This window comes from Pseudomonas sp. ABFPK, assembly GCF_001586765.1.
Lineage (GTDB): Bacteria > Pseudomonadota > Gammaproteobacteria > Pseudomonadales > Pseudomonadaceae > Aquipseudomonas > Aquipseudomonas asiatica.
This window is the reverse complement of the sequence record NZ_LQXW01000045.1, coordinates 140,656-165,432: the sequence shown is the minus strand read 5'-3', so window position 1 is coordinate 165,432 and position 24,777 is coordinate 140,656. Positions and strand designations below refer to the sequence as shown.

The 24,777-nt window shown below is 56.5% G+C and carries 18 protein-coding genes; 9 read left to right on the top strand and 9 right to left on the bottom strand.

Going from position 1 to position 24,777, the window contains the following annotated elements; translation table 11 throughout:
- Window positions 1-6: 6 nt before the first annotated feature.
- The gene (locus WM94_RS22775; RefSeq protein ID WP_049798444.1) at window positions 7-855 is read right to left on the bottom strand and encodes an amidohydrolase family protein; all 849 of its coding nucleotides are present in this window, start codon (window positions 853-855) and stop codon (window positions 7-9) included.
- 59 nt (window positions 856-914) lie between these two features.
- Window positions 915-1,649, bottom strand: a complete 735-nt coding sequence (locus WM94_RS22770) for an SDR family NAD(P)-dependent oxidoreductase (RefSeq protein ID WP_013972337.1) — start codon at window positions 1,647-1,649, stop codon at window positions 915-917.
- A 461-nt stretch (window positions 1,650-2,110) separates the two neighbouring features.
- Here WM94_RS22770 and WM94_RS22765 point away from each other — a divergent pair, with 461 nt between their 5' ends.
- Window positions 2,111-2,584 carry a thioesterase family protein gene (locus WM94_RS22765; protein WP_013972336.1) on the top strand — a complete coding sequence of 158 codons (474 nt, stop codon included), beginning with the start codon at window positions 2,111-2,113 and terminating at the stop codon, window positions 2,582-2,584.
- 403 nt (window positions 2,585-2,987) lie between these two features.
- Here the strand turns inward: WM94_RS22765 and acnB are convergent, their stop codons facing one another.
- From acnB to prpB, 4 genes are all read right to left on the bottom strand, one after another.
- Window positions 2,988-5,588: a bifunctional aconitate hydratase 2/2-methylisocitrate dehydratase gene (gene acnB, locus WM94_RS22760; protein WP_038410410.1), complete on the bottom strand. Its 2,601-nt coding sequence runs from the start codon at window positions 5,586-5,588 to the stop codon at window positions 2,988-2,990.
- A 133-nt stretch (window positions 5,589-5,721) separates the two neighbouring features.
- On the bottom strand, window positions 5,722-8,316 hold the full coding sequence (gene acnD / locus WM94_RS22755; protein ID WP_061552158.1) for a Fe/S-dependent 2-methylisocitrate dehydratase AcnD: 2,595 nt from the start codon (window positions 8,314-8,316) through the stop codon (window positions 5,722-5,724).
- A 168-nt stretch (window positions 8,317-8,484) separates the two neighbouring features.
- Window positions 8,485-9,612: a 2-methylcitrate synthase gene (gene prpC, locus WM94_RS22750; RefSeq protein WP_060483892.1), complete on the bottom strand. Its 1,128-nt coding sequence runs from the start codon at window positions 9,610-9,612 to the stop codon at window positions 8,485-8,487.
- A gap of 56 nt (window positions 9,613-9,668) precedes the next feature.
- The gene (prpB, locus tag WM94_RS22745; RefSeq protein WP_044046998.1) at window positions 9,669-10,556 is read right to left on the bottom strand and encodes a methylisocitrate lyase; all 888 of its coding nucleotides are present in this window, start codon (window positions 10,554-10,556) and stop codon (window positions 9,669-9,671) included.
- Between the two features lie 1,097 nt (window positions 10,557-11,653).
- On the opposite strand from prpB, the gene WM94_RS22740 reads away from it, so the two are divergent.
- The 5 genes from WM94_RS22740 to WM94_RS22720 all read left to right on the top strand — a co-directional run bounded on the left by WM94_RS22740 (window position 11,654) and on the right by WM94_RS22720 (window position 17,929).
- Window positions 11,654-13,597 (top strand): methyl-accepting chemotaxis protein, encoded by a 1,944-nt coding sequence (locus tag WM94_RS22740; protein WP_013972331.1) that lies wholly within the window; start codon window positions 11,654-11,656, stop codon window positions 13,595-13,597.
- 911 nt (window positions 13,598-14,508) lie between these two features.
- Window positions 14,509-15,576 carry an LLM class flavin-dependent oxidoreductase gene (locus WM94_RS22735; protein ID WP_013972330.1) on the top strand — a complete coding sequence of 356 codons (1,068 nt, stop codon included), beginning with the start codon at window positions 14,509-14,511 and terminating at the stop codon, window positions 15,574-15,576.
- Entirely contained in the window at window positions 15,573-16,103 is a 531-nt protein-coding gene (locus tag WM94_RS22730; protein WP_013972329.1) for a flavin reductase family protein, read from the top strand. The genes WM94_RS22735 and WM94_RS22730 overlap by 4 nt, the downstream gene beginning before the upstream one ends.
- A complete protein-coding gene (locus WM94_RS22725) occupies window positions 16,100-16,402 on the top strand; it encodes an EthD family reductase (protein WP_013972328.1) in 303 nt (100 codons plus the stop codon). Before WM94_RS22730 ends, WM94_RS22725 begins: the two co-directional genes overlap by 4 nt.
- 24 nt (window positions 16,403-16,426) lie before the next feature.
- Window positions 16,427-17,929: an aldehyde dehydrogenase family protein gene (locus tag WM94_RS22720; RefSeq protein ID WP_013972327.1), complete on the top strand. Its 1,503-nt coding sequence runs from the start codon at window positions 16,427-16,429 to the stop codon at window positions 17,927-17,929.
- Between the two features lie 92 nt (window positions 17,930-18,021).
- On the opposite strand, the gene WM94_RS22715 is transcribed toward WM94_RS22720, so the two are convergent.
- The 3 genes from WM94_RS22715 to WM94_RS22705 form a co-directional block, all read right to left on the bottom strand.
- Entirely contained in the window at window positions 18,022-18,951 is a 930-nt protein-coding gene (locus WM94_RS22715) for an Lrp/AsnC family transcriptional regulator (protein ID WP_177342424.1), read from the bottom strand.
- A gap of 143 nt (window positions 18,952-19,094) precedes the next feature.
- Window positions 19,095-20,210 carry a bifunctional 3,4-dihydroxy-2-butanone-4-phosphate synthase/GTP cyclohydrolase II gene (gene ribBA / locus WM94_RS22710; protein WP_013972325.1) on the bottom strand — a complete coding sequence of 372 codons (1,116 nt, stop codon included), beginning with the start codon at window positions 20,208-20,210 and terminating at the stop codon, window positions 19,095-19,097.
- 41 nt (window positions 20,211-20,251) lie between these two features.
- On the bottom strand, window positions 20,252-21,205 hold the full coding sequence (locus tag WM94_RS22705) for a GTP-binding protein (RefSeq protein WP_013972324.1): 954 nt from the start codon (window positions 21,203-21,205) through the stop codon (window positions 20,252-20,254).
- Between the two features lie 239 nt (window positions 21,206-21,444).
- On the opposite strand from WM94_RS22705, the gene WM94_RS22700 reads away from it, so the two are divergent.
- The 3 genes from WM94_RS22700 to WM94_RS22695 all read left to right on the top strand — a co-directional run bounded on the left by WM94_RS22700 (window position 21,445) and on the right by WM94_RS22695 (window position 24,752).
- Window positions 21,445-23,103: an amidohydrolase gene (locus WM94_RS22700; protein WP_013972323.1), complete on the top strand. Its 1,659-nt coding sequence runs from the start codon at window positions 21,445-21,447 to the stop codon at window positions 23,101-23,103.
- A 63-nt stretch (window positions 23,104-23,166) separates the two neighbouring features.
- Window positions 23,167-23,319, top strand: a complete 153-nt coding sequence (locus WM94_RS30260; RefSeq protein ID WP_152953874.1) for a hypothetical protein — start codon at window positions 23,167-23,169, stop codon at window positions 23,317-23,319.
- Window positions 23,316-24,752 carry a cytosine permease gene (locus WM94_RS22695; protein ID WP_013972322.1) on the top strand — a complete coding sequence of 479 codons (1,437 nt, stop codon included), beginning with the start codon at window positions 23,316-23,318 and terminating at the stop codon, window positions 24,750-24,752. The genes WM94_RS30260 and WM94_RS22695 overlap by 4 nt, the downstream gene beginning before the upstream one ends.
- The last annotated feature ends 25 nt before the right edge of the window (window positions 24,753-24,777 follow it).

Below are 24,777 nucleotides of genomic sequence, written 5' to 3'. Positions count from 1 at the left end.
CAAACATCACGAGTACTTAAAGATTTTTTCAGCGTTTTTCCAAAGAAGCTTCTCTTTTGCAGCTTCCTTGAGCCCAAGCTCTTCTACTTGCTGAAGTGCCTCATCATGTTTGACCAGCGGGAAGTCCGAGCCCCACAGGACTTTATCTTGGCCCCACGAGTTGATGAATTTCACCATCTCAGGCTTCCAGTACTTCGGCGCGTAAGCCGAGGTGCCGAGATAGACATTCGGGTGCTTCGAAGCAAGCGCAATTGCCTCTTCCACCCAAGGCCAGCCAGTATGAGTACAAACGATGGTCAGTTCAGGGAAGTAGAGAGCAATCTTATCGAGCCGTGCCGGACGACCATTTTCGATAGGCATGAAGTCAAGTGTATGACCCATCGAGAACACTGCAGGGATCCCCAGTTCCACGCACTTGGCATAGTAGGGGAAATAGAACGCGTGATCAGGGCCGAGATCGAAGCCATGCGGGTGCACATGGATACCGATGAACCCATACTCACGGACTGCCTTCTCCAGGTGACGAACACCGTCCAGCATATCGAAGGGGTTAACACCGAAGAGGCCATATGCAACGCCAGGGAGTTGCTTAGTAACTTCGTATACTTCTTCAGGGGTTACGTGCAAATACGGATGTTGCTTACGGTAGCTCCAACCGTAGAACGATGCGATATGAGTACGACCCAAACCAACCCGCTCCGCGTAGGCTTTGAACTCTTCTACGGTGATCCCCTTCAGAGAAGATGCCCTACCGACGTTCTCAAAGACTGCACGTTCCTCCTCATCCTCCAGAAAGTGCTTCTGGATTGATTCAGGCGTAAACAGATGCCCCAGAATATCAATTGGCTTACTCATTATTTGACTCCTAATTACTAATTCTGAATGTACGACCACTAACCAAGCTTGTTAGGTGCTCAGGACATCGTCAGACCGCCACTCACACTCAGGACCTGGCCAGTGATATAATCCGAGCTATCGGACGCAAAGAAAGAAACTGCAGCTGCTTGTTCTTCTGGCTTGGCCCAGCGACGGAACGGGATAATTTTAATCCTGCGAGCTACTACTTCCGGATCTTGATCATGCTCAAGTGGGGTATCGGTAGGGCCAGGCGCAGTGCAGTTAACATTAATATTGTAGCGGGCAAATTCACGCGCCACGCTTTTCGCAAATGCCACAACACCGCCCTTGAGGCCTGCATATACAGCTTCACCGCCCGAGCCTACTTTTGCCGCATCGGAAGTGACGAAGATGATTTTTCCACCGCCGTTCTCAATCATGATTGGAGCCACGGCATGCGTCATGAACAGCACAGGGAAGAAGTTAATCCCGACAAGCTTCTCCCAGTAGTCCCGCTTCTCTTCGAGGAATTTAGACGTCAACGTCCAGCCAACCAGATTGACCAGCACGTCAATTTTTCCAAAGTCACGAACAACTTGCTCGACGACCTGATTGCAGTTTTCTTGCTTGCTGGCATCGATACGATATGCCTTCCCATCGATACCAGCCTCAGCAATCAGCTCCTCCACTGCGGCAGTATTCAGATCAAGCGCTGCAATCTTGAAGCCGTCAGCCGCCAGTCGCTTTACTGTTGCAAGGCCCATACCGCCTGCCGCTCCAACGAGTACAGCTACTTTTTTTTGTTCGCTCATTTCAAACCCTCACTCGTTTGCTCTTACTTGAATTCACGGTTCGCTACCGCGTCTCTGTGTCAAACGTATCGAGTGGGTGCTGACATGACACACTATATTTTTTGCGCCACCGATTAGATTTTTTGCAGCACCAGACTAATACCCCATGCATCTACCCGTTCAAGCGTGCTACTGCAGCCCGGAAACCGTGGCCTTGAGCCTTCTAACGTGGTGGCCGTGGTGCTCATAAGTTGTCTCGAAAGGCAGGTTTTCGGCCTTGATAAACCCAATAATCCGGCAAGGATTGACTGATTCGTTAACCCCAACATGTCGTTCGAGTGCTAATTCCATGTTCGAACAGAGCGGCAGCATTCGCCCTTAATGAAAACTAATAGGCTCATTAGTTATATTCGCTTGTGCCTTTTCCTTTGTACCCACATCGTGACACGATCCGCATAGTAACCGATCGAGGACGGATCAATATGAGCAACCTTTTAGAGTTTCGTTTTTTTGTCGAACCCAGCTGGATGGATAATTACGGCCACATGACTGCCACACGTTATGTGACAGTGTTTGATGACTGCTCAATTAAACTACTTAAGTTTTACGGCCTAGGCAAAGACTACCAACAAAAGTCCAACTGTGGTTTTTTCACGGTAGACCTCAGAACTCAATTTCTTCGAGAACTTAAAGAAGGTGAACCGCTGGTCGTGACCGCAAGGATAGTCGAGGTGGGACATAAAAAAGTGATCACATACTACGAAATGATCCGCCAGAGCGACAATACCCTAGCGGCTACCCATGCCCAAATTACGGTTCACGTTGACCTTCAAACACGAAGATCGATCCCAATGCCAGAAACAGCGCGAGTAACACTCGAGGAGGCGCTCCAGGAGCATTCTGAGTCACCATTGCCCGGCGATATTTTCTCATCAATGCTTTCAGAAAAATCCTGATACTTCCTACATCCCACCTTATAAGGGGCTTAACTAGATCTCAGTTTGATTTTTATAATCAAGGCTATTTAACCCCTGTTTCATACCTGCTTTAGCTTTCAACGCGGATCATCCCCGAGGCGCAGATGAGATGGCGCTTAGTGACCGCGACCAAAACCTCGCATGCATTCACTGATTTCTGATGCTCATTACGACTATCCTGCCGTGCGCTACAGAACAATCCCCTCCACGACTGCAGTTCTATTTCATTGCGCCGGGACACAGCACGTAGCCCCGGAGTCGCTGTCAGTTCATCCATCTGCACCAACGCAAAGGACGTCGCCCCTATCACCACGTAGCGCGTAATAAAGCGGCACTGCTTCAGGCCCCCCTTCTGCGGTGCCGCTTGCGTCCTTTTCCAGAGCTAGACCGAAACGGCTGCGATACGCGCCCTTTCAGCGGCGATTTTAAAGCTCGCTATCTGATCGAAGCTGAGATATTTGTAGATGTCACCAGACATTTTTTCGATCATTTCTGCGTAATGCATGTATTCATCCAAGCTGGGTAGCTTGCCAAGAATAGCGGCAACGGAGGCTAACTCCGCTGAAGCCAGATATACGTTTGCCCCATCGCCGAGGCGGTTCGGGAAGTTGCGCGTTGAGGTCGACACCACAGTGGAGTTCGACGCAACTCGAGCCTGGTTCCCCATGCAAAGCGAGCAGCCAGGGATCTCAGTGCGCGCGCCGACACGCTTGAACACCCCATAAAAACCCTCTTGAATCAGTTGATGCTGATCCATTTTGGTCGGCGGCGACAGCCAAAGTCGAGTCGGAATTGAGCCAACCACCCTATCCAATAGACGACCTGCGGCACGGAAGTGACCGATATTAGTCATACACGAACCAATAAACACTTCATCAACTCTGCCACCAAATACATCTGACAGCAGCCTGGCATCGTCTGGGTCGTTTGGGGCACAAAGGATGGGTTCTCGAATAGCGTTCAGATCGATCTCGAGGACAGCTGCGTATTCGGCATCGGCGTCAGCTGACATCAGAGCAGGCGCACGCAACCACTCCTCCATAGCTTTTGCCCGGCGCTCCAGTGAACGGGCATCACCGTAACCTTCAGTGATCATCCACCGCAGCAGGGTGATGTTTGAGCTCAGGTATTCCGAAATAGCCTTCTCGGGGAGCTTGATCGTACAGCCGGCAGCAGAGCGCTCCGCGGAGGCATCAGACAACTCGAATGCCTGCTCGACGGTCAGGTGGTCTAGCCCTTCGATCTCTAGAATGCGTCCCGAGAAGACGTTCTTCTTGCCTTTCTTCTCGACGGTCAACAGCCCTTCCTTGATTGCGTAGTACGGAATGGCATGGACGAGGTCACGCAAGGTGATCCCGGGCTGAAGCTTACCGGAGAAACGCACCAGGACGGACTCAGGCATGTCCAGTGGCATCACTCCGGTAGCCGCTGCAAACGCTACAAGGCCGGAACCTGCTGGGAATGAAATGCCCAGGGGGAAGCGGGTATGCGAGTCACCGCCCGTGCCCACAGTGTCGGGCAGGAGCATCCGGTTCAACCAGCTATGGATGATGCCGTCACCAGGCTGCAATGATACGCCGCCTCGGTTCTTCATGAAGTCCGGGAGCGTGTGGTGAGTCACCACATCCACAGGCTTGGGGTACGCTGCGGTATGGCAAAAGGACTGCATCACGAGATCTGCTGAGAAGCCTAGGCAGGCTAGATCTTTCAGCTCGTCACGCGTCATCGGGCCAGTGGTATCCTGCGACCCAACCGTCGTCATCTTAGGTTCACAATACGTGCCTGGCCGTATGCCTACAACACCACAAGCACGTCCCACCATTTTCTGTGCGAGAGTGAAACCCCTCCCCGTATCAGCAGGGTGCTCTGGCATATGAAACAGCGTCGATGGATCCAGACCCAACTCCACGCGCGCTTTCTCAGTCAATCCTCGACCAATGATCAACGGAATGCGGCCTCCAGCGCGCACCTCATCCAGCAGAACTGGGGTCTTCAGGCTAAACTTTGCCAATACTTCATCGGAACCATGCTGGCAGACTTTGCCCGCCAGCGGGTACACGTCGATGATATCTCCCATGTTGAGACCCGATACATCAAACTCGATCGGCAACGCCCCAGCATCCTCCATGGTGTTGTAGAAAATTGGAGCGATCTTGTTGCCGAAGCAGAACCCACCTGCCCGCTTGTTAGGCACGTACGGAATGTCATCGCCGAAGAACCAAAGAACAGAGTTTGTGGCGGACTTACGAGAGGACCCCGTACCTACTACATCCCCCACGTAAGCAACCGGATATCCTTTGGCTCGAATTCTCTCAATTTGCTGCAGAGGGCCGACTTCGCCGGGTAGTTCAGGCTCAATACCGTCTCTACTCATCTTGAGCATTGCCCGGGCATGCAACGGGATGTCAGGACGCGACCAAGCATCAGGGGCCGGAGACAAATCATCGGTGTTAGTTTCACCAGGTACCTTGAACACCGTCAGCGTGTACTTTTCCGCGATAGAAGGACGTTTGGTAAACCACTCGCCATCGGCCCAAGATTGAAGCACCTCCTGCGCAGCACGGTTGCCTGCCTTCGCGCGTTCGGCGACATCATGAAATGCGTCAAACATGAGCAAGGTGTGCTTCAGCTGCCCAGCAGCGGTCTCTGCCAGGTCTCCATCATCTAGAAGCTCAACGAGCGTTTCGATGTTGTAGCCACCTTGCATGGTACCCAAGAGCTCTACTGCTCGCTTTGGCTCAATGAGCGGCGAGTTCGCTTTGCCTTTCGCAATGGCCGAGAGGAAGCCAGCTTTTACATAGGCGGCCTCATCGACTCCTGGTGGCACTCGATGAGTGATCAGATCCAGTAGCTGTTGCTCCAGACCTTTAGGGGGTGATTTCAACAACTCTACCAGGTCTGAGGTTTGCATCGGGTTCAGCGCCAATGGAGGCAAACCGTCTACAGCTCGTTCACGCACATGATTCAGGTATTGTTCTAACACGGTCAGTTTCCTGATGAGGATCGCTGGGTCATCAAACGCCAAAGGTCAAGTCAAGACTGCCGAGGCGTTCAGTACGGGCATCAACAATTTTTAAGCAGCATTTCACGAGCTCTCATGACGCTACTCACTCAATTTACGAGGCCGTCGCGGCCTCAAGGAAATCCTGGGCAAAGCGCTGCAGCACCCCACCCGCCTCATAGATCGACACTTCTTCGGCAGTGTCCAGGCGGCAGGTCACTGGCACTTCGACACGCTCGCCATTACGCCGCGTGACCACCAGGGTCAGCGTCGCCCGCGGCTTGCGCTCGCCGAGCACGTCGTAGGTCTCGCTGCCATCCAGGCCCAGGGTCTTGCGGTCGGTGCCCGGCTTGAACTCCAGCGGCAACACGCCCATGCCCACCAGGTTGGTGCGGTGAATGCGCTCAAAGCCCTCGGCGACGATCGCTTCGACACCGGCCAGGCGCACGCCCTTGGCCGCCCAGTCGCGGGACGAGCCCTGGCCATAATCGCCACCGGCAATGATGATCAGCGGCTGCTTGCGCTCCATGTAGGTCTCGATGGCCTCCCACATGCGCGTCACCTTGCCTTCCGGCTCGATGCGCGCCAGCGAACCCTGCTTCACGCTACCGTCTTCCTTGCGCACCATTTCGTTGAAGAGCTTGGGGTTGGCGAAGGTGGCGCGCTGGGCGGTGAGGTGGTCACCGCGGTGGGTGGCATAGGAGTTGAAGTCCTCTTCCGGCAGGCCCATCTTGGCCAGGTATTCGCCGGCGGCGCTGTCGAGCAGGATGGCGTTGGACGGCGACAGGTGGTCGGTGGTGATGTTGTCCGGCAGCACCGCCAGCGGGCGCATGCCACGCAGGGTGCGTTCGCCGGCCAGGGCACCTTCCCAGTAAGGCGGGCGGCGGATATAGGTACTCATCGGGCGCCAGTCGTACAGCGGCGCGACTTTCGGCCCGCGGTCTTCCTCGATGGCGAACATCGGGATATAGACCTTGCGGAACTGCTCCGGCTTGACCGCCGCACGCACCACCGCGTCGATTTCCTCATCGCTCGGCCAGATGTCCTTGAGGCGGATTTCCTTGCCATCGACCACGCCCAGCACATCTTTTTCGATGTCGAAGCGAATGGTGCCGGCAATCGCGTAGGCCACCACCAGCGGCGGCGACGCGAGGAACGCCTGCTTGGCGTACGGGTGGATACGCCCGTCGAAGTTGCGGTTACCCGACAGCACGGCGGTGGCGTACAGGTCGCGGTCGATGATTTCCTGCTGGATCACCGGGTCCAGTGCACCGGACATGCCGTTGCAGGTGGTGCAGGCGAAGGCGACGATGCCGAAGCCCAGCTGCTCCAGTTCCTTTTCCAGCCCCGCCTCTTCCAGGTACAGCTGCACGGCCTTGGAGCCTGGTGCCAGCGACGACTTGACCCACGGCTTGCGGCTGAGGCCGAGCTTGTTGGCATTGCGCGCCAGGAGGCCGGCGGCAATCACGTTACGCGGGTTGCTGGTGTTGGTGCAGCTGGTGATGGCAGCGATGATCACCGCGCCGTCGGGCATCTGCCCCGGCACTTCCTCCCAGGCACCGGCAATGCCCTTGGCCGCCAGGTCGCTGGTGGCGACGCGGGCGTGGGGGTTGGACGGGCCGGCCATGTTGCGCACCACGCTCGACAGGTCGAAGCTCAGGGTACGCTCGTATTCGGCCTTGGCCAGGCTGTCGACCCACAGGCCGGCGACCTTGGCGTAGGTCTCCACCAACTGCACCTGCTGGTCATCGCGGCCGGTCAGCTTGAGGTAGTCGATGGTCTGCTGGTCGATGGCGAACATCGCGGCGGTGGCGCCGTATTCCGGGGCCATGTTGGAGATCGTGGCACGGTCGCCCAAGGTCAGCGCACGCGCACCTTCGCCGTGGAACTCGAGGTAGGCGCCGACCACTTTCTGCTTGCGCAGGAACTCGGTGAGGGCCAGTACCAGGTCGGTGGCGGTGATGTTCGGCGCCAGCTTGCCGGTCAGCTCGACGCCGACGATTTCCGGCAGGCGCATCCACGAGGCGCGGCCAAGCATGACGTTTTCGGCTTCCAGGCCGCCGACACCAATGGCGATCACGCCCAGGGCGTCGACATGCGGAGTGTGGCTGTCGGTGCCGACACAGGTGTCCGGGTAGGCCACGCCGCGGTCGCTGTGGATGACCGGCGACATCTTCTCCAGGTTGATCTGGTGCATGATGCCGTTGCCGGGCTGGATCACGTCGACGTTCTTGAACGCCTTCTTGGTCCAGTTGATGAAATGGAAGCGGTCTTCGTTACGGCGGTCTTCGATGGCGCGGTTCTTCTCGAACGCCTGCGGGTCGAAACCACCGCACTCCACGGCCAGGGAGTGGTCGACGATCAGCTGCACCGGCACCACCGGGTTGACCTGGGCCGGGTCGCCGCCCTTGTCGGCGATGGCATCGCGCAGGCCGGCAAGGTCGACCAGCGCGGTCTGGCCGAGGATGTCGTGGCACACCACGCGGGCCGGGAACCAGGGGAAATCGAGGTCGCGCTTGCGTTCGATGAGCTGCTCGAGGGACGCGTCGAGGGTGGCTGGGTCGCAACGGCGTACCAGGTTTTCGGCCAGCACGCGGGAAGTGTATGGCAGGCCGTCGTATGCGCCGGGCTTGATCGCCTCGACCGCCGCGCGGGCGTCGTAGTAGTCCAGGTCGGTGCCTGGCAGGTGCTTGCGGAATGCGGTATTCATATCGTTATCAGGCTCGGTCACGGTACGGTCAACAGCCCTGCGCTGCCTGTTCTGGCCTCATCGTCGGCAAGCCGGCTCCCACAGGAACTGCACAATGCTCAGCGGCGGCGATGAACCTGCGGGAGCCGGCTTGCCGGCGATGGGCCCACAGGTGCATGGCCTGCTGTATCAGCGCTGCTCGATCGGCACGAACTGGCGCTGCTCGACACCGACATACTCGGCGCTCGGGCGGATGATGCGGTTGTTGGCGCGCTGCTCGAACACGTGTGCGGCCCAGCCGGTCAGGCGCGAGCAGACGAAGATCGGGGTGAACAGCTTGGTCGGGATGCCCATGAAGTGGTACGCCGAGGCATGGTAGAAGTCGGCGTTGGGGAACAGGCGCTTCTGCTCCCACATGGTCTTGTCGATGGCTTCGGAAACCGGGTACAGGACCGTGTCACCGACCTGGTCGGCAAGCTGCTTCGACCAGCCCTTGATCACCTCGTTACGCGGGTCGGACTCTTTGTAGATCGCGTGGCCGAAGCCCATGATCTTGTCCTTGCGCTCGAGCATGCGCAGCAGCTCGGCGGTGGCCTCCTGCGGGCTCTGGAAGCGCTCGATCAGTTCCATCGCCGCTTCGTTGGCACCGCCGTGCAGCGGGCCGCGCAGCGAGCCGATGGCGGCGGTGACGCAGGAGTACAGGTCGGACAGGGTCGAGGCGCAGACCCGCGCAGTGAAGGTCGAGGCGTTGAACTCGTGCTCGGCGTAGAGGATCAGCGACACGTTCATCACCTTGACGTGCAGCTCGCTCGGTTTCTTGCCGTGCAGCAGGTGCAGGAAGTGGCCGCCGAGGGTGTCTTCGTCGCTGGTGCAGTCGATGCGCACGCCGTGGTGGGTGAAGCGGTACCAGTAGCACATCACCGCCGGGAACAGCGCCAGCAGGCGGTCGGTCTTCTCGCGCTGGGCGTCGAAGGTCAGCTCGGGTTCCAGGGTACCCAGCACCGAGCAACCGGTGCGCATCACGTCCATCGGGTGGGCATCGCGCGGGATGCGCTCGAGCACTTCCTTCAGTGCCTGCGGCAGGTCACGCAGGCCCTTGAGCTTGCGCTTGTAGTCGGCCAGTTCCGCCTTGCTCGGCAGCTCGCCGTACAGCAACAGGTAGGCGACTTCTTCGAATTCGGCACCGGCGGCCAGGTCACGGACGTCGTAGCCACGGTAGGTCAGGCCGGCACCGGCCTGGCCCACGGTCGACAGTGCGGTCTGCCCAGCCACCTGACCACGCAAGCCTGCGCCACTGAGTACTTTTGCTTCGGCCATGAGTTACTCCACCCTTGAATTTCCTGTTGAAGGCTAATCATTAGTCCTGAAGCCACTCAGCCCTTTTTCTGGGCAAACAACGCATCGAGGCTCTGCTCGAAGGCGTGGTAACCAATGGCATCGTAGAGCTCCATGCGGGTCTGCATGGTGTCGATCACGTACTTCTGCGTGCCGTCGCGTCGCAGTGCGGTATAGACGTTCTCGGCAGCCTTGTTCATGGCACGGAACGCCGACAGCGGGTACAACACCAGCGACACGTCGACCGAGGCCAATTCTTCGGTGGTGTACAGCGGCGTGGCGCCGAATTCGGTGATGTTGGCCAGGATCGGTGCCTGCACCCGGTCGGCGAAGGTCTTGTACATCGAAAGCTCGGTGATGGCTTCCGGGAAGATCATGTCGGCGCCAGCCTCGATACAGGCGGCAGCGCGGTCTAGGGCCGCGTTCAGGCCTTCCACCGCCAGAGCGTCGGTACGCGCCATGATCACGAAGCTGTCATCGATGCGGGCATCCACCGCTGCCTTGATACGGTCGACCATCTCCTGCTGGGTGACGATCTCCTTGTTCGGGCGATGGCCGCAGCGCTTGGCGCCGACCTGGTCCTCGATGTGGATCGCCGCGGCACCGAACTTGCACATCGAACGCACGGTGCGGGCGACGTTGAAGGCCGAAGCGCCGAAACCGGTGTCGACATCCACCAGCAAGGGCACGTCGCAGACGTCGGTGATGCGGCGCACATCGGTCAGCACGTCATCCAGGCCACTGATGCCCAGGTCTGGCAGGCCCAGGGAGCCTGCGGCCACACCGCCACCGGACAGGTAGATGGCCTTGAAACCGGCACGCTTGGCCAGCAACGCATGGTTGGCGTTGATAGCGCCGACCACTTGCAGGGGATGTTCGGCGGCTACGGCATCGCGGAAACGCTTACCAGCAGTAAGTAAAGTCATTCGTACCTCCATCGTTGTTGAAAATAGCGGTCAGCGAACAACATTCGGCAACACTGAGCGAACATCGATGTAGCGCCGCACCGGTAAAGCAGCCCGCAGACCGTTAAACCTCGTCTTGAGGGGCTGAAGTATCGTTTGCAGAGCTCAACAAAGGGGCCGGGGTAATAACACCTGCCACTACAAACTCATAGTTATCTCGCAATGCGCACCTCTAAAAATCATGACGACAAACAAGCTCATTGCTGGCACATAACAGAGTGAGCCCAATGCATTAATGAAACCGCCCATTATTTATGGCTACTGCAGCGCTTGAGCACTTCACCTTCACTGTCGAAATCTTGCATCAGAAGGCTCCGCCTGCTGACCGCCACTCCCGCACACTACCACATTGTCGACACATTATTGCAAGCAAAAAAAACTCCGAACAACGCATAAATACGATAGACGAATTCAGAAGCAGTTAAATTCTGATATAAATCAATGAATTACGTGAATAAATGAAAATTTCACGCATGCCAAGCGTGAGCCTCCCAGCTAAAAAATCTACAAGCTGATGAGAAAAATCACAGATTGTCGACAATCAGCCCGAAACCCTGGCCCTGACACGCAGCCAAAGAAGCCCCCCCCTTCCATTCGACGTTGTCTTCAAGCACAAGCCGACGCGCACGCCAATAAATCTAATGCGCGCATAAATTCTATTGACTTGCACACCATAATCGCACCGCTGCATCATTCATGAACATATCATTAGTTAAAATCAAAAAAACAGAAAACAAAAACCATCACCCTACACCCACCCAACAAAACTAGCACCTCTAAAACCTGAAGAGCCAAAGCCAACAAATTTAAAACCATTGAGACCATGAAAACATACAGCCTTAATCGATAACACCCCAAAGGCATAATTAGGGCTCATAGGCACGCACTCTAAAATTAAAAACAGTAGAAGACCGCACACGGCTCGCCAAATTAGACAATCGTCAAAAAGCACGCACTCCTTGTTATAATCAAGTTTACTTTTAAAAACAAAAATTGAACACTATCGATACCATCGACATCTGCCGCACGTATGGAAAATAACAATTTGGGGAGCATCAATGAACATCAAACAGAAACTAACCTGGGCATTTGCGGTTATTGCATGCCTGCCCGTCGTCCTTGTAGCCACCCTAGTAGTTCTCAACCTACGCGGCGAAGCCCGTGAAGAGTTCATTGATGGCAGCAGTCGCGAAATGCGCCAGGTCAGCAACGCGATGAGCATCTTCTTCCAGAGCATCCAGCAGAACGTCGACTACCTAGCGGCACAACCCTTAGTCGGCGTCACTGGTAGCGATTTGAACAAGTTCATGAACGCTAACCCGTCGTACGAATTGGGCGAGCAGGACAAAAAATTACTTACCGTTTTCACTCGCCTAGCAGAAACACACCCTAATTATGCCTATATATCCTATGGAACTAGCGACGGTGGTTACGTTGGCTGGCCAGCCGGCCAGAAGGTAAGCAACTACGATCCTCGCGTACGCCCATGGTATCAGCTGGCTATGTCAAACCCTGGCAAAACCCTTCGTACGGGAGCTTATTATTTTGCCGTAGATGATGCGGTGTTAGTCAGTACCGTACGAACTGTAGCCAACCAGCTTGGTAACCCCGGGGGCGTAATCAACATTGATGTATCTCTCAAAGGGCTTACCAAAATCGTCAAAGAGATAAAATTGGGCGAGAAGGGCTATTTGATGCTGATGGAAGGGAACGGCAATGTGTTGGTTGATCCACGTGACGCCAACCACAACTTCAAGCAACTGGCCAGCTTCGGTGACGGCTACGCCGAACTGGCCAAGGCCGGCAAAGGCTTGGTGGAGATCGAACTCAATGGCGTACGTTACATGGCCAACGTCTACCCCGACGAACAACTGGGTTGGACCTTCATCGGCCTGATCGAACAAAGCGAAGTGATGCAGACCACCACACGACTGACTTGGCTGATCGGCGCCATCGCCGTGGTGCTGGCCGTGCTGTTCGCCGTGGTCGGTGCGGCCTTCGCCAAGCTCATCGTGCGCCCGATCAACAGCGTCACCAACGGCCTGGAAGACATTGCCCAAGGCGAGGGTGATCTGACCCGCAACCTGGAAATCCGTGGCCGCGACGAAACCGCGCAACTGGCCAGTTGGTTCAACCAGTTCCTGGGGTCCATCCGCACCCTGATTCAGCACATCGGTGCCGCCGCCGGCAAAATCCTCAGCACCTCCAACAGCTCCACCCGCGTCTCCAGCGACATGGCTGAAGCCGCCGGTCGCCAGCGTGAAGCCGTAGACATGGTGTCCACCGCCTTCCACGAAATGGTTGCCACCGCCAACGAAGTGGCACGCTCTTGCAGCCAGGCAGCACAGTCGGCCGACAGCGGCCAACAACAGGCCCGCGAAGGCCAGCAACAGATCGATGCGGCGGTAAACAGCGTGGACCGCTTGAGCCAAGAGATCGAGCAGTCGGCGCAGTCGATCCAGCAACTGGAACGTGACAGCAACGCTATCCAATCAATCCTCGGCACCATCCGCTCGATTGCCGAACAGACCAACCTGCTGGCGCTCAACGCCGCCATCGAAGCCGCCCGTGCCGGTGAGCAAGGCCGTGGCTTTGCCGTGGTCGCCGACGAAGTGCGGGCCTTGGCCAAGCGCACTGCCGACTCCACCGCCGAAATCGACGGCCTGCTCGGCAACTTGGCCAGCCGCACGGCCGAAGTGGCCGATCAGATGCATGCCAGCCTGGAAGTGTCGCAGCAGTCGGTAAGCCGAATCGGCCTGGCCCGCGACAGCTTCGGGCAAATCCGTGAGTCGGTGGATGTGATCCGCGACATGAACACGCAGATCGCCACGGCCGCCGAGGAACAGCACCAAGTGGCCGAGGACATCAACCGGCACATCAGCCAGATTCACGGGGACGCCCAACTGGTGGCCGAACTGGCCCAGGCCGCACGGGTGGATTCGGAGAGCCTGGCCGGATTGTCCAATGAGTTGGATGCGCTCGTGCGCAGGTTCCGAACATGATAGCACCGTGCATGTAACTTCCTGGTAACAGTTGCCCTCTCAGAGGGATCGCTTCTTTAGGGACGAGGCAGGTCGAAGGAATCGACTAATTTGGGATGCCATTCCTTGCCGAGGTCTCAGAAAACTTAACCCTAGTATGTTCAGCCCATTTAATGAATGCACCGCGTAGAGCCTTACTGACCTCGGACACCTTTAGGGGGAAATGACCGCCACCCAAGGGTGCTTGATAAGCAGGCAACGACGCACCTCCACACCCGAGCTTAAGCGCAAAACTACCAAGCTAGTTCTCGATCAGGGCTACAGCCACTTAAAAGCCGCACGGTCACAGGGCCTGATCGAGTCGGTGCAATGCCGCCGGATGAGTCAACCCCTATCAGAGCGCGGCTTTACTTAGCCAACGAGCAAAGTGCTGACACCCAAGCAGCAGAGGACTTACGGGCTGAAGGCTCGGATCAACAGCTTGCCATGGGAAAATCTAGTTAAAAAGCCACTGCGCACTTGATGACCAAGGAGCATGAGCGCTTGCGCTGATTGATCAGCTCCGCCGTGAGGAGTCGATCGAGTTACAAGCTTGACGTTTGACGTGTACCCAGGAAAAGCCTGGCACTTTCCGCCCAAAATCCGCAGGGGATGAACTGGACAGGTAAACGCTGAGTCGATCTCCCGCAATTCCCCACCTCCTCAGGCCAAGAGTATGGGGTTGTCGAACGCCCATCCGAATCCAGCCTCCCCTCCCCCCCATTCCCCCTCTCTCATCCTGCACCCCGCACTGCACTGGGCGGCAGCCAGGCAGCGAAAACAGAAAACAGAAAACAGAAAACGCCAAAAAAAACACAAAAAACTTGAAACAGGACATATTTCAAGACTAATCTGCGGAAACCGGAAAACAAAAACCAAACTGGAGACGAAAAATGAAGATCAGCCTGTTGCAAGAAGGCGAAACCATCCAAGGCGTCAGTGTTGCACAGCGTTATCAGGAAATGATCGCTGAGGCATGCCTAGCCGATAAGCTTGGCTTCTACGCTTGGGGCACATCTGAGCAACACTTCAACCCTCCAAAATTCACGGTTTCCGCACCTGAAGTGCTCTATGCAGCCATCGCCGCGCAAACCAAGGACATCAAACTGCGCACCATGTGCGCGGTCATGCTGCAGTGGAACCATCCAATCCTGGTGGCCGAGCGCACTTCGACACTGGATATTGTCTCCAACGGCCGCGCCGAAATTGCAACTGCTCGCTCCAACAACCTGGTTACCCTTGAAGCCTTTGGCGTCGATCCAAGCACCACCCGCGCGCAGTGGGAAGATGGCATGGAAGTGCTGGTCAAGGCCTTTGCCGACGAAACACTGCAACATGAAGGGCCGATCTGGAACATTCCTCCTCGCACCATCGTTCCACGCCCACTGCAAACTCCACACCCGCCGATCTATGTCTCGGCTTCCAGCGTCCAGACCCACAGCAACGCGGGTGAGCGCGGTATCGGCGTACTGAGCTTCGAGAACTACTTCGGCTTCGACTACCTCCAGGAATGTATCGATGCCTATCGTGCCGGCCTGGCCACCAACAAAAGCACCATTCCACGCCGCACGGAGCAAGCCGGGCTGTATGTTGCCACCGCCTTCTGCGACACCACGCGTGCTCGTGCGGTAGACATCGCCCGCAATGTCACCACCAGCTACTTCAAGTTCATCATCGACCTGTATGCCCCGCTCGGTAAGAAGGGCTCTTACGAGTACCTGGATGGCCGCATGCTGCGCTTGCTCGAACACGAAGGCGACATGGACTTCCTGATTTCGGAAACGCCTTCGGTAATGGTTGGCGACCCGGATGACTTCATCAAGCGCATCCGCCAACTCGAACAAATGGGCATTGACGAAATTCTGCTGCGCATCGATGGCATTCCACACGAAGACATCATGCGTTCCATCGAACTGATCGGTCGCGAGGTCATGCCTGTCATCAATGGGGGTGGCAAATGAGCCAAGTCCAACTGAAAGCGCCAATCGAGGCGGCAGGTATCGACCTTCAGGTATTCAAGGATGCCATGGCCGACTTTCCGGCAGCGGTCACGATCATCACCACTTGGGACGATAATGGCCAACCGGTCGGTGCGACGCTCTCCGCCGTCTCGTCGCTGTCTGCCTCCCCACCAATGATGCTGGCGTGCTTCGATCGCAAGTCGAAGACCCTTGAATACCTGAAAGCAGGCAAGCCCTTTTTGATTCACGTGCTGGGCGAAGGCCAGGAAGAACTGGCCATGCTGTTTGCGGGTAAGTCCACAGATAAATTCGCTGCTGTCAGCTGGCACCGAGGTGAACTTGGCCTGCCAACACTGAGCGACGCCAATTGCGCGCTGGCGTGCGAGGTCGCAGATGTTTTGCCAGGCGGTGATCACCTGATAGTGACCGGACACATCCGCCATATCGACCATAACCGCGAGCAGCTACCGCTTCTGTATCACCGCCGCAAAATGTTCGGCGTGCCACAACAGGCAGCGCAAGCATGAAGCGGGTGGTGGTGGTTTATGGCATTCCCCAAGACACGTGCGCATTCGAGCGCCACTACCGCGACGTGCACGTGCCGCTGGTAAAGCAAATGCCTCTGCTGGCCGGCTTCGAAGCCAGCCTCAGTGATGCAGGCGCCGATGCCGAGAACTGGCATGCCATCGCGATCTTGACCTACCGCAACCAGGCCGATCTGGACACTTCACTGGCATCCCCCGAAGGCGTTGCCGCCGTTCAGGACGTTGGCAATTTTGCTAGCGGCGGCTGCCAGATCTACACCTGCGAATTTGAAAGCTTCTAAAAACAATCAGAGTGAGGCCTTGCCATGAATCTACCACTGGACCCTTTGAAACACCTGAGCGTCAACGCTCGGGCCTTTTTGAAGCAGCCAATGAAGCTGATGATTGACAATCAGTTCGTAGACGCTTGCGAAGGTAAAGTATTTCCTACCTATGACCCTGCGACCAGCCAGCTGATCGCTAATGTTTCCGAAGCAGGGATCGCCGATGTAGAAGTAGCGGTTGCGTCCGCCAACCGTGCACTGGTTGGGCCTTGGGCGAAAATGCTGCCAAACGAGCGAGAAGCGATTATCCGCCGGCTGGCCGACCTTATCGAAAAACACGCCGATGACCTCGCCCAGATCGAGAGCCTGGACAGCGGCAAACCTGCCGCCCAAATCCGCGCAGTAGACATTGAACTTTCGATTGGCGCACTGCGCTACAACGCTGGCTGGCCAACCAAACTGCACGGTCAGACAATTCCGGTCAGCGCTCCGGAAATGCACGTCTATACACGTCGCGAACCGCTGGGGGTAATTGCGGCCATCGTGCCGTGGAACTTCCCACTCTGCCAAGCCTGCTTCAAGCTGGCTCCTGCATTGGCAGCCGGCTGCACTGTCGTACTCAAGCCTGCCGAGCAGACTCCTCTGTCCGCTCTGTTCCTGGCTAATCTGGCAATCGAGGCGGGCCTTCCACCTGGTGTACTGAACGTGCTGCCTGGCTTCGGAAAAGTGGCAGGACAAGCACTTGTGGAACACCCTGGCGTAGCAAAGATTGCCTTCACCGGCTCCGAAGCCGTGGGCAAGCACATCGTGCGCACTGCCGCCAGCGATCTCAAGCACGTGTCCATGGAACTGGGCGGCAAGAACCCCAACGTCATCTTTGCCGATGCTGATCTGGACAAGGCTGCAGCAAGCGCTGCGATGGCGATTTTCTTCTACTCCGGCCAAGTTTGCGCCGCCGGCTCACGGCTGATGGTTGAGCGCAAGGTCTACGAGCGGGTGCTGGAAATCGTCATGGCTGAAACAGCGAAGCTCAAAGTTGGGCATGGCCTTTCTCCAGATACGTTCCTTGGCCCACTTATTTCGGCAGATCAGTTCTCCAGGGTCAGCGGCTTTGTCGAGCGCGCAAAAGCACAAGGCATTGAGTGCGTGATGGGCGGCAACAAAGCAGGTGGTGCACTGTCCGACGGACACTTCCTGGAGCCAACCATCCTGCTGAATGCTTCCGATAACCAGGAGGTCGTGGCCGACGAAATTTTTGGCCCGGTATTAGTGGTCCAGACATTCGACTCGATCGACGAACTCACCACCCGCGCCAACAACACCGGCTTTGGCCTTTCGGCCGGTGTCTGGACGCGCGACGTCGGCAAAGCACATAAGGTGGCTGCCGCGCTGCAGGCTGGTACGGTCTGGATCAATACCTACGGCAACTTCGACTGTGCTGCGCCGTGGGGGGGCTACAAGCAGTCTGGTTATGGCCGTGACAACGGAGCGGAAGGCATCGAGAAATTCCTTCAGACCAAGACTGTATGGACCAACTGTAATTGATACCGTGCTGGAGCCATTCCCACGAATGGCTCCGATACGTCTTCGCAGGAGCTTGAATCACCCTTTTAGCCGACCACCTGGTCGGCTTTTTTTCAGACTCGATCAGACCCTAGCCGCTTGTACAGAAGATCGATGTACGGGAAGCTTTCGATTCGTTCGATACCCTCCACCATCCGTAAGGAGTCGTCAATCAACTCGAACAGGGACGCCCGCGACGCACACACCACTTCAACAAATAGGTCGAATCTGCCGGCACAAATCGTGATGTAGGAAACATTATCGAGCGCCCGCAGACGCTCAGCCACATCCTTGACACGCACCCCGGGGCGTACGGTAATCGCCACCCAAGCCAGCGCTCTCTGCTCAAGGTTCATTGGGCTGGTGATCGCCATGATATTGAGCAACCCCGATTCGAGAAGCGCATTCAGCCGCCCCCGAACCTGGGATTCAGAGATGTCCAGCGCGATCGCGATGTTCTTCAGGGGGGCTCGACCATCGAAACTGAGCTCTCGCACAATCTTGCGGTCAACCTCATCCATCTCCCTGCTCAAGACGCCCGGCGTCTGCGAAGTCGGCGCACGGCCGAAGAACTGCGCCCTCTGGTAAAAAACGCTGTAATAGGGAAAGACCTCAATGCCCTTAACGCCTTGTAATACGGCGACCTGGCTATCCAGAATCCGCTGCATCCGCCCCATGTCTGAACAGATGATTTCCACGAAAAGCGGAAAACGACCAGTGGTGGTAACAACGTAATCGACCTCGGCAATTCCTATCAGCGCCTCCGCCACGGCGGAGACCGGTGCTGTCAGGTCCAAGCTAATACCCATCAGCGCACCTGCCTGGAACCCCAGCGAAGCGGGATCCGTCAGTGCCACGATCTGAATGACGTTCTGCTCCAGCAATTGGTGCACTCGATTGCGGACTGTCCGCTCGGAAATGTTCAGTTCACGTGCGATGGCGACAAAGGGGCGGCGTCCATCTTCTTGCAGATGTGCAATGATTTCTCGATCGGTCGCGGACAAGGGCTGCTCTGAAAGCGGCCCATGCCCCGTCGGCTGAAGTCGTGTAACGGAAGGTGCTTCTCGCAGATCGGCTATGTTCATGTCGTTGACGGTCTAGAAGGCAGATGGCGGTATTATCCACCGCCACCTCTATCGGGCAAGTGTTAACACTCGGCCTCTACAGCCAATACCTCGACCACTTCAAGGTCGTAACCCGCCAACCCCAGGAATTTGGCAGGAGACCCCATGTTTCGCAACTTCCTTACCCCCAGATCCTGAAGGATCTGGGCTCCAGTGCCCAGTTCCGCATAGGTGCGCGAATGACTGCGCTGGCACGATCGGTTAGGTTTGGTCAGTTGTGGAACGCGCTCGAGCAGCGCTTGCGAAGATTCGTGCGTTGCCAGAATCACGACGACCCCATGCCCCACGGATGCCACCTTTTCCAGCGCACCCCAAAGCGTCCAACTGCTGGGCGTCACGCAATCAGCACCAACGAGGTCACACAGTGGGTCAATCGCGTGCACCCTTACCAACGTCGCCTCGTCACCACAAACATCGCCCATGACCATCGCCATATGAACGCCGCCTTCAATCACATCTTCATACGTCACAAGGCGGAAGGTGCCGTGAACCGTGGGCAACTCCCTCTCGCCGATCCGCACAACGGTGTGCTCGGTCGCAAGCCGGTGGTGAATCAGGTCAGCAATGGTACCCATCTTGATGCCATGCTTTTCGGCAAATCGTTCCAGGTCATTGCGTCGAGCCATGGTTCCGTCATCATTCATGACCTCGACGATCACGGAGGCCGGCGTGAGTCCAGCCATGCGGGCGAGGTCGCATCCCGCCTCGGTGTGACCTGCCCTGGTCAGAACCCCACCTTCACGTGCTCTCAGCGGAAAGATATGACCAGGCTGCACCAGGTCATCAGAGGTAGCACCAGGACGAACCGCAGTGAGCACCGTATGAGCCCTGTCAGCCGCGGAAATCCCCGTGGTTACTCCGTGAGCCGCCTCAATCGAGACCGTGAACGCGGTTGAAAATGCAGCACCGTTACTCGGCACCATTTGCTCGAGCCCAAGGCGCAGGCAATGCTCGTCAGTCAGGGTAAGACAGATCAACCCACGCGCCTCACGGGCCATGAAATTGATGACCTCAGGGGTGCATTTCTCTGCGGCGATCAGTAGATCGCCCTCATTTTCGCGATCCTCGTCATCGACCAACAGGACCAGCTTACCTTGGCGATAGTCCTCGAGGATCGATTCGATTGTATTAAAAGGCATATTGTTGTCTTCTTTGGCCTGTACGTGTATGCCTGCCTGCGCTAGCGCAGGCAGGCTTCGAAGGAAGTGCGCAGTGCCTGGGCGTCGAGATTGCGCCCTATGAACACAAGCTTGCTGGCGCGCGGTTCGTCATCCGCCCAACGGCGCTGAACATCGCCATCGGCCATGGCCTGGACGCCTTGGAAAACGAACCGGCGAGGTTCGTTGGTAAGAGACAGTACGCCTTTGTAGCGCAGGAGATCTTCACCGTAGGCTTGTTGCAGCGTCTGTATGAACTTCATGAAGCGATCTGGGACTACATCTCTGTCTGTAGCCAACGAGACACTCACGACTTCATCATCATGCCGATGCAAGAGAACAGGCGTCTGCGGCAATGCGGCGTCGAACCGAGTATCGTCCAAGCTGTAGGCAGCGCGCCCTGCCAGAGCGAGCACATCAAGATCACAGTGACTTGTGCGGATAAGCTCAGCCCTGGGGCTTAAGCGGCGCAACAAGTCTTCTACCAGCTGGGCCTTGCTGCCAGACAGCAGTTCTGCCTTGTTCAGCACCACCGTGTCTGCAAATGCCAGTTGGTGAACGATTTCCGGGTGGCGTTTCCAATACCCCTGGATATGCGCACCGTCCACGACGCACACGACGGAATCAAGGATCAGCTCATCATTCAGGTCGTCATCCAGCATGAACGTCTGGGCAATTGGCGCAGGGTTAGCCAACCCGGTGGTCTCGATAATCAACGCATCGAAGCCCCCTTTTTGCACCAAGAGCTCCAAGCTTCTCAGTAGGTCTCCTCGTACGGAGCAGCACAAACATCCGTTGCTGAGCTGGATGACCTGTTCATCGCTGCTCTCGATCAGCTCCGAATCAATCCCCAGCTCGGCAAATTCATTGACGATGACTGCAAATTGCTTCCCGCCTGGATTTGCAAGCATGCGCCTGAGCAGCGTCGTCTTCCCTGCCCCCAGATAGCCCGTCAATACAGTGACTGGAATTTTCATCGTGTTTGCTCCATCGGCAGATTACAGCAACGGTGTCGCCCGGCGGAAACCAGGCATGACCGGGGAAAAAGACGTTGACATCTACTTTCGTTGCTGATTATGTATCATCTCGCTAAGAAAAAAAACAAAAGCGGAAATTTTCAAGACGGAAAGCACGTTTTCCGAACCTGATAGACGGCTGCTGCAGCGCGACGTCTGTAGCGTTAGTTTCTTGAGAACTCCGCAATGGAGAAGCAACGATGATCGAAAGAGAAGCACCGGCCGAGAGAATTCTTTTGGGCGGGAAGGTGATTGCCATGAGCCCCGATGCAGATCCGCAAGCGCAAGGCGTGATCATTCGCGGCGACAGGATCGTAAGGTTGATCCGTCGCGACGAAGTCGAGCAGTTCCGTACGGCATCGACAGTCGTAACCGACCTGGGCAACCGCACGCTGATGCCAGGCTTCGTTGATGTGCATGCCCATGCGGAAGTGGTTTGCCGCACCACCTTCAACACCATCGATTGCCGAGCACCTGAGTGCTCTTCGATTGAAGAGGTGTGCGCGCTTTTGGCAAAAGCCCGTGATGAGCGAGCACCCGGCGAATGGATCGTCGGCCAAGGCAATCTGTTCTTTGACCGCAAGCTCAAGGAAGGCCGCCTTCCCAGCAAGGCCGAGCTGGATGCCGTCAGTACAGATTCACCGATTGCCGTGCGCGCCGGTGGACACATTACCGTGCTGAACAGCAAGGCGCTCGAAGTGGCCGGCATCGACCGCAATTATGTCGCCCCCGAATTCAGTGTGACCGGCCTGCCGATCGTCGAACGAGATGAACACGGTGACCCCACCGGCGTGGTGAAGGAAATGGACACCTTGCTGCCCTTTCCGGGCTGCGACCGCTCGACCCTGAAAAGCGCGCTAAAGGAAGGTTTGTTCGAATACTTCACCCGCTTTGGGGTAACGACAATCGGAGAAATCTCCGAGACCGTCGAGGGTATTCAATGCATGGATGAAATGGCATGTGAAGGTGAATTGCCAGTTGCCATGCGTGTGTACATTTGGGCGCCAGGCACGATGGAGCTCGACGACGCCTGCAATTGGCAAGACAAATTCCAACTCAATGCATCGGAACACATGATCCGCATGCAGGGCATCAAGCTGTTCGCCGACGGTGGTTTCTCAGCCAAAAGCGCCGCCGTGAGCTGCCCTTACCTTGGCATGAATGGCCAATGTGGTGAAATCGCCTTCCCCAAGTACTTCTTCCGCAGGGCGTACGAGCAATCGCAAAAAAGCGGCCTGCAGTTGGCGGTTCACGCAAACGGCGATCGTGCCCAAGAATGGCTATGCGAACTGGTGCAATCCATGGGCGGCGCGAGCAGTGGTCGCACTCGTATGCGCATCGAGCATGCTGGCAACTTCATGCCTCGCCAGAAAACCATGGAAGCGTGGGCAACCGCCGGCATCATTCCCGTCCCGCAGCCAGTTTTCATCTACACCTTCGGGGAGTACTTCCCCGATTATCTGGGTGAAACTGGCCGAATCGGACGCTTCCCGTTCAAAGATCTGCTTGCCCAAGGCTGGCGCCTGTCCGGCAGTTCGGATGTCTGGATTGGCTCAGAACGCGAGGCCACCAACCCGCTGTTCAGTGTCTGGTGCTGTGTCAAGCGCGAAACCTACTCCGGCAATTTCATTGACCCTGAGCAAGCCGTCACCTTGGAGCAAGCTTTGCGCATGCACACACTGGATGCCGCAGCGACCATGGGAGAAGAAGACATCCGAGGCAGCATTACGCCTGGCAAGTTGGCCGACATTATTGCCTTGGATCGCGACCCCTTTGCAGTACCCGTTGATGACCTTAGAAAACTAAAAGTGGAATACGTGCTCACGCAAGGACGCACGGCTCTTAACCTTACCTGTTAACTGCCAATTCAGCCGGCTAGCAATAGCCGGTCCTCACAAGAAAAGGTTGCAGGAGATACAAAAATGCGTGCATTACCGCTGGAACTTGAAAGAAGAATAAGTTTGCTGGAACAAGAACACAACCAGGGTGCCGACTTTGACGCCACGGCCTGGTTCTGGCTCATCGTCCTGGGCGTCATCCTTCCGGTTGCCGTCGCAGTCTGGGGGTGGGCATGAGCAAAGATACGCTGGACGTCGCGGCTGATACATCCGCATGGCCGCTCCTCCCGGCCGAACGCGTCTGGGGGAGCTGGCAGTTGCTGATCGCCCTGACCACTGCGGGTGCAGCAACATGGTGCTATATCATTGGTGAGTACGTTGGCTACTACCTGAACTTTAAACAGGGCTTTGCCGCTCTGACGGCGGGCTGCATGTTCGGCATGTTGCTGACCGTACTCGCAGCACTGCCAATCTGTTGCCGTTTCGGGGTTGACTCGATTGCGTCAAGCAAACCCGCGTTCGGCTCCAGAGGCTGGGTAATACCGGCAACCTTGCAGTTTCTTTCCATTCTCGGTTGGAACTGCCTTTTGCTGATTTTCTTTGGTAAATCCGCTGCACAGTTTCTTGTCGCGGTCGGCTTGGCCACACCTGAACAAAGTGGAATCATCGAGCCTTGCGCGACACTGTTTGCCTGCATCCTTGTAATGCTGCTGCTGCTCAAGGGGTCCGGGGGTGTTGATAGGGTAGCGAAAATTCTGGTCGCTCACGTGTTCGTAGGCCTTTGGATGCTCTACATCATCGTCAATGAGCGTTGGGAGGATCTCGCGATGGCCAAACCAGCCTCCGCATCGCCCGATCCTCTGTGGAATTTCGTCACAGGTCTTGAGTTGGGAATCGCCTCCTCGCTGTCTTGGTGGCCTTACGTGGGCGCTATGTCTCGAATGGTACCAAATGGTCGCAAAGCAGCAGTGCCTGCACTAATTGGACTAGGCGGCTCAGTCGCAGCGTTGAGCCTGATCGGCGTGGCGGGCGTGCTGGTATTGAAAGTTTCCGACCCCTCCGAATGGCTACGAACTGTTGGCGGCCCCACGTATGCAATCATCTCACTTGCGTTCGTGACTGCAGCCAATCTGGGTACCGCGGTCGCAGGCATCTACTGCTCCGCATTGGGTCTTCGCCATTACAAGGCGCTTGAACAGATATCGTGGAAAGTGCTGTTGGTGTTGATAGTGACCCCGATTGCGATTGTTGGCCTGGCGATTCCGAACTTATTCTTCAACAATTTCTCGACTTTCCTGGCCTTCATCGGGGTGGGCTTTGCTCCATTGTGCGGCATACAGATCATCGACTATTACCTGCTAAGGCGCGGAAAAATCAACGTCCGTGGACTATTTGACGAAAATGAACCTAGCTATAGATACTGGAAAGGCGTAAACCCGGCTGCAGTCTTGGGAATGGTGGCGGGAATTGGCACTTATATCTACGCACTCAACCCCTTGACTTACGTATCAAACTTCCCTTACCCACTGGTTCCAGCCTCAATTCTTTCCGCCGGAACTGCGAGCTTGGTGTTTTTACTAGTAACACGTTTGTTTGTAATACCGGCTAAAAAGGGGGGCTACGACAACATAGCCCGCCCCGTCAGCACCAAGAGCCTATCTCCCTTCTGAGTCTCAACCGGCCCGCTCATCCAGC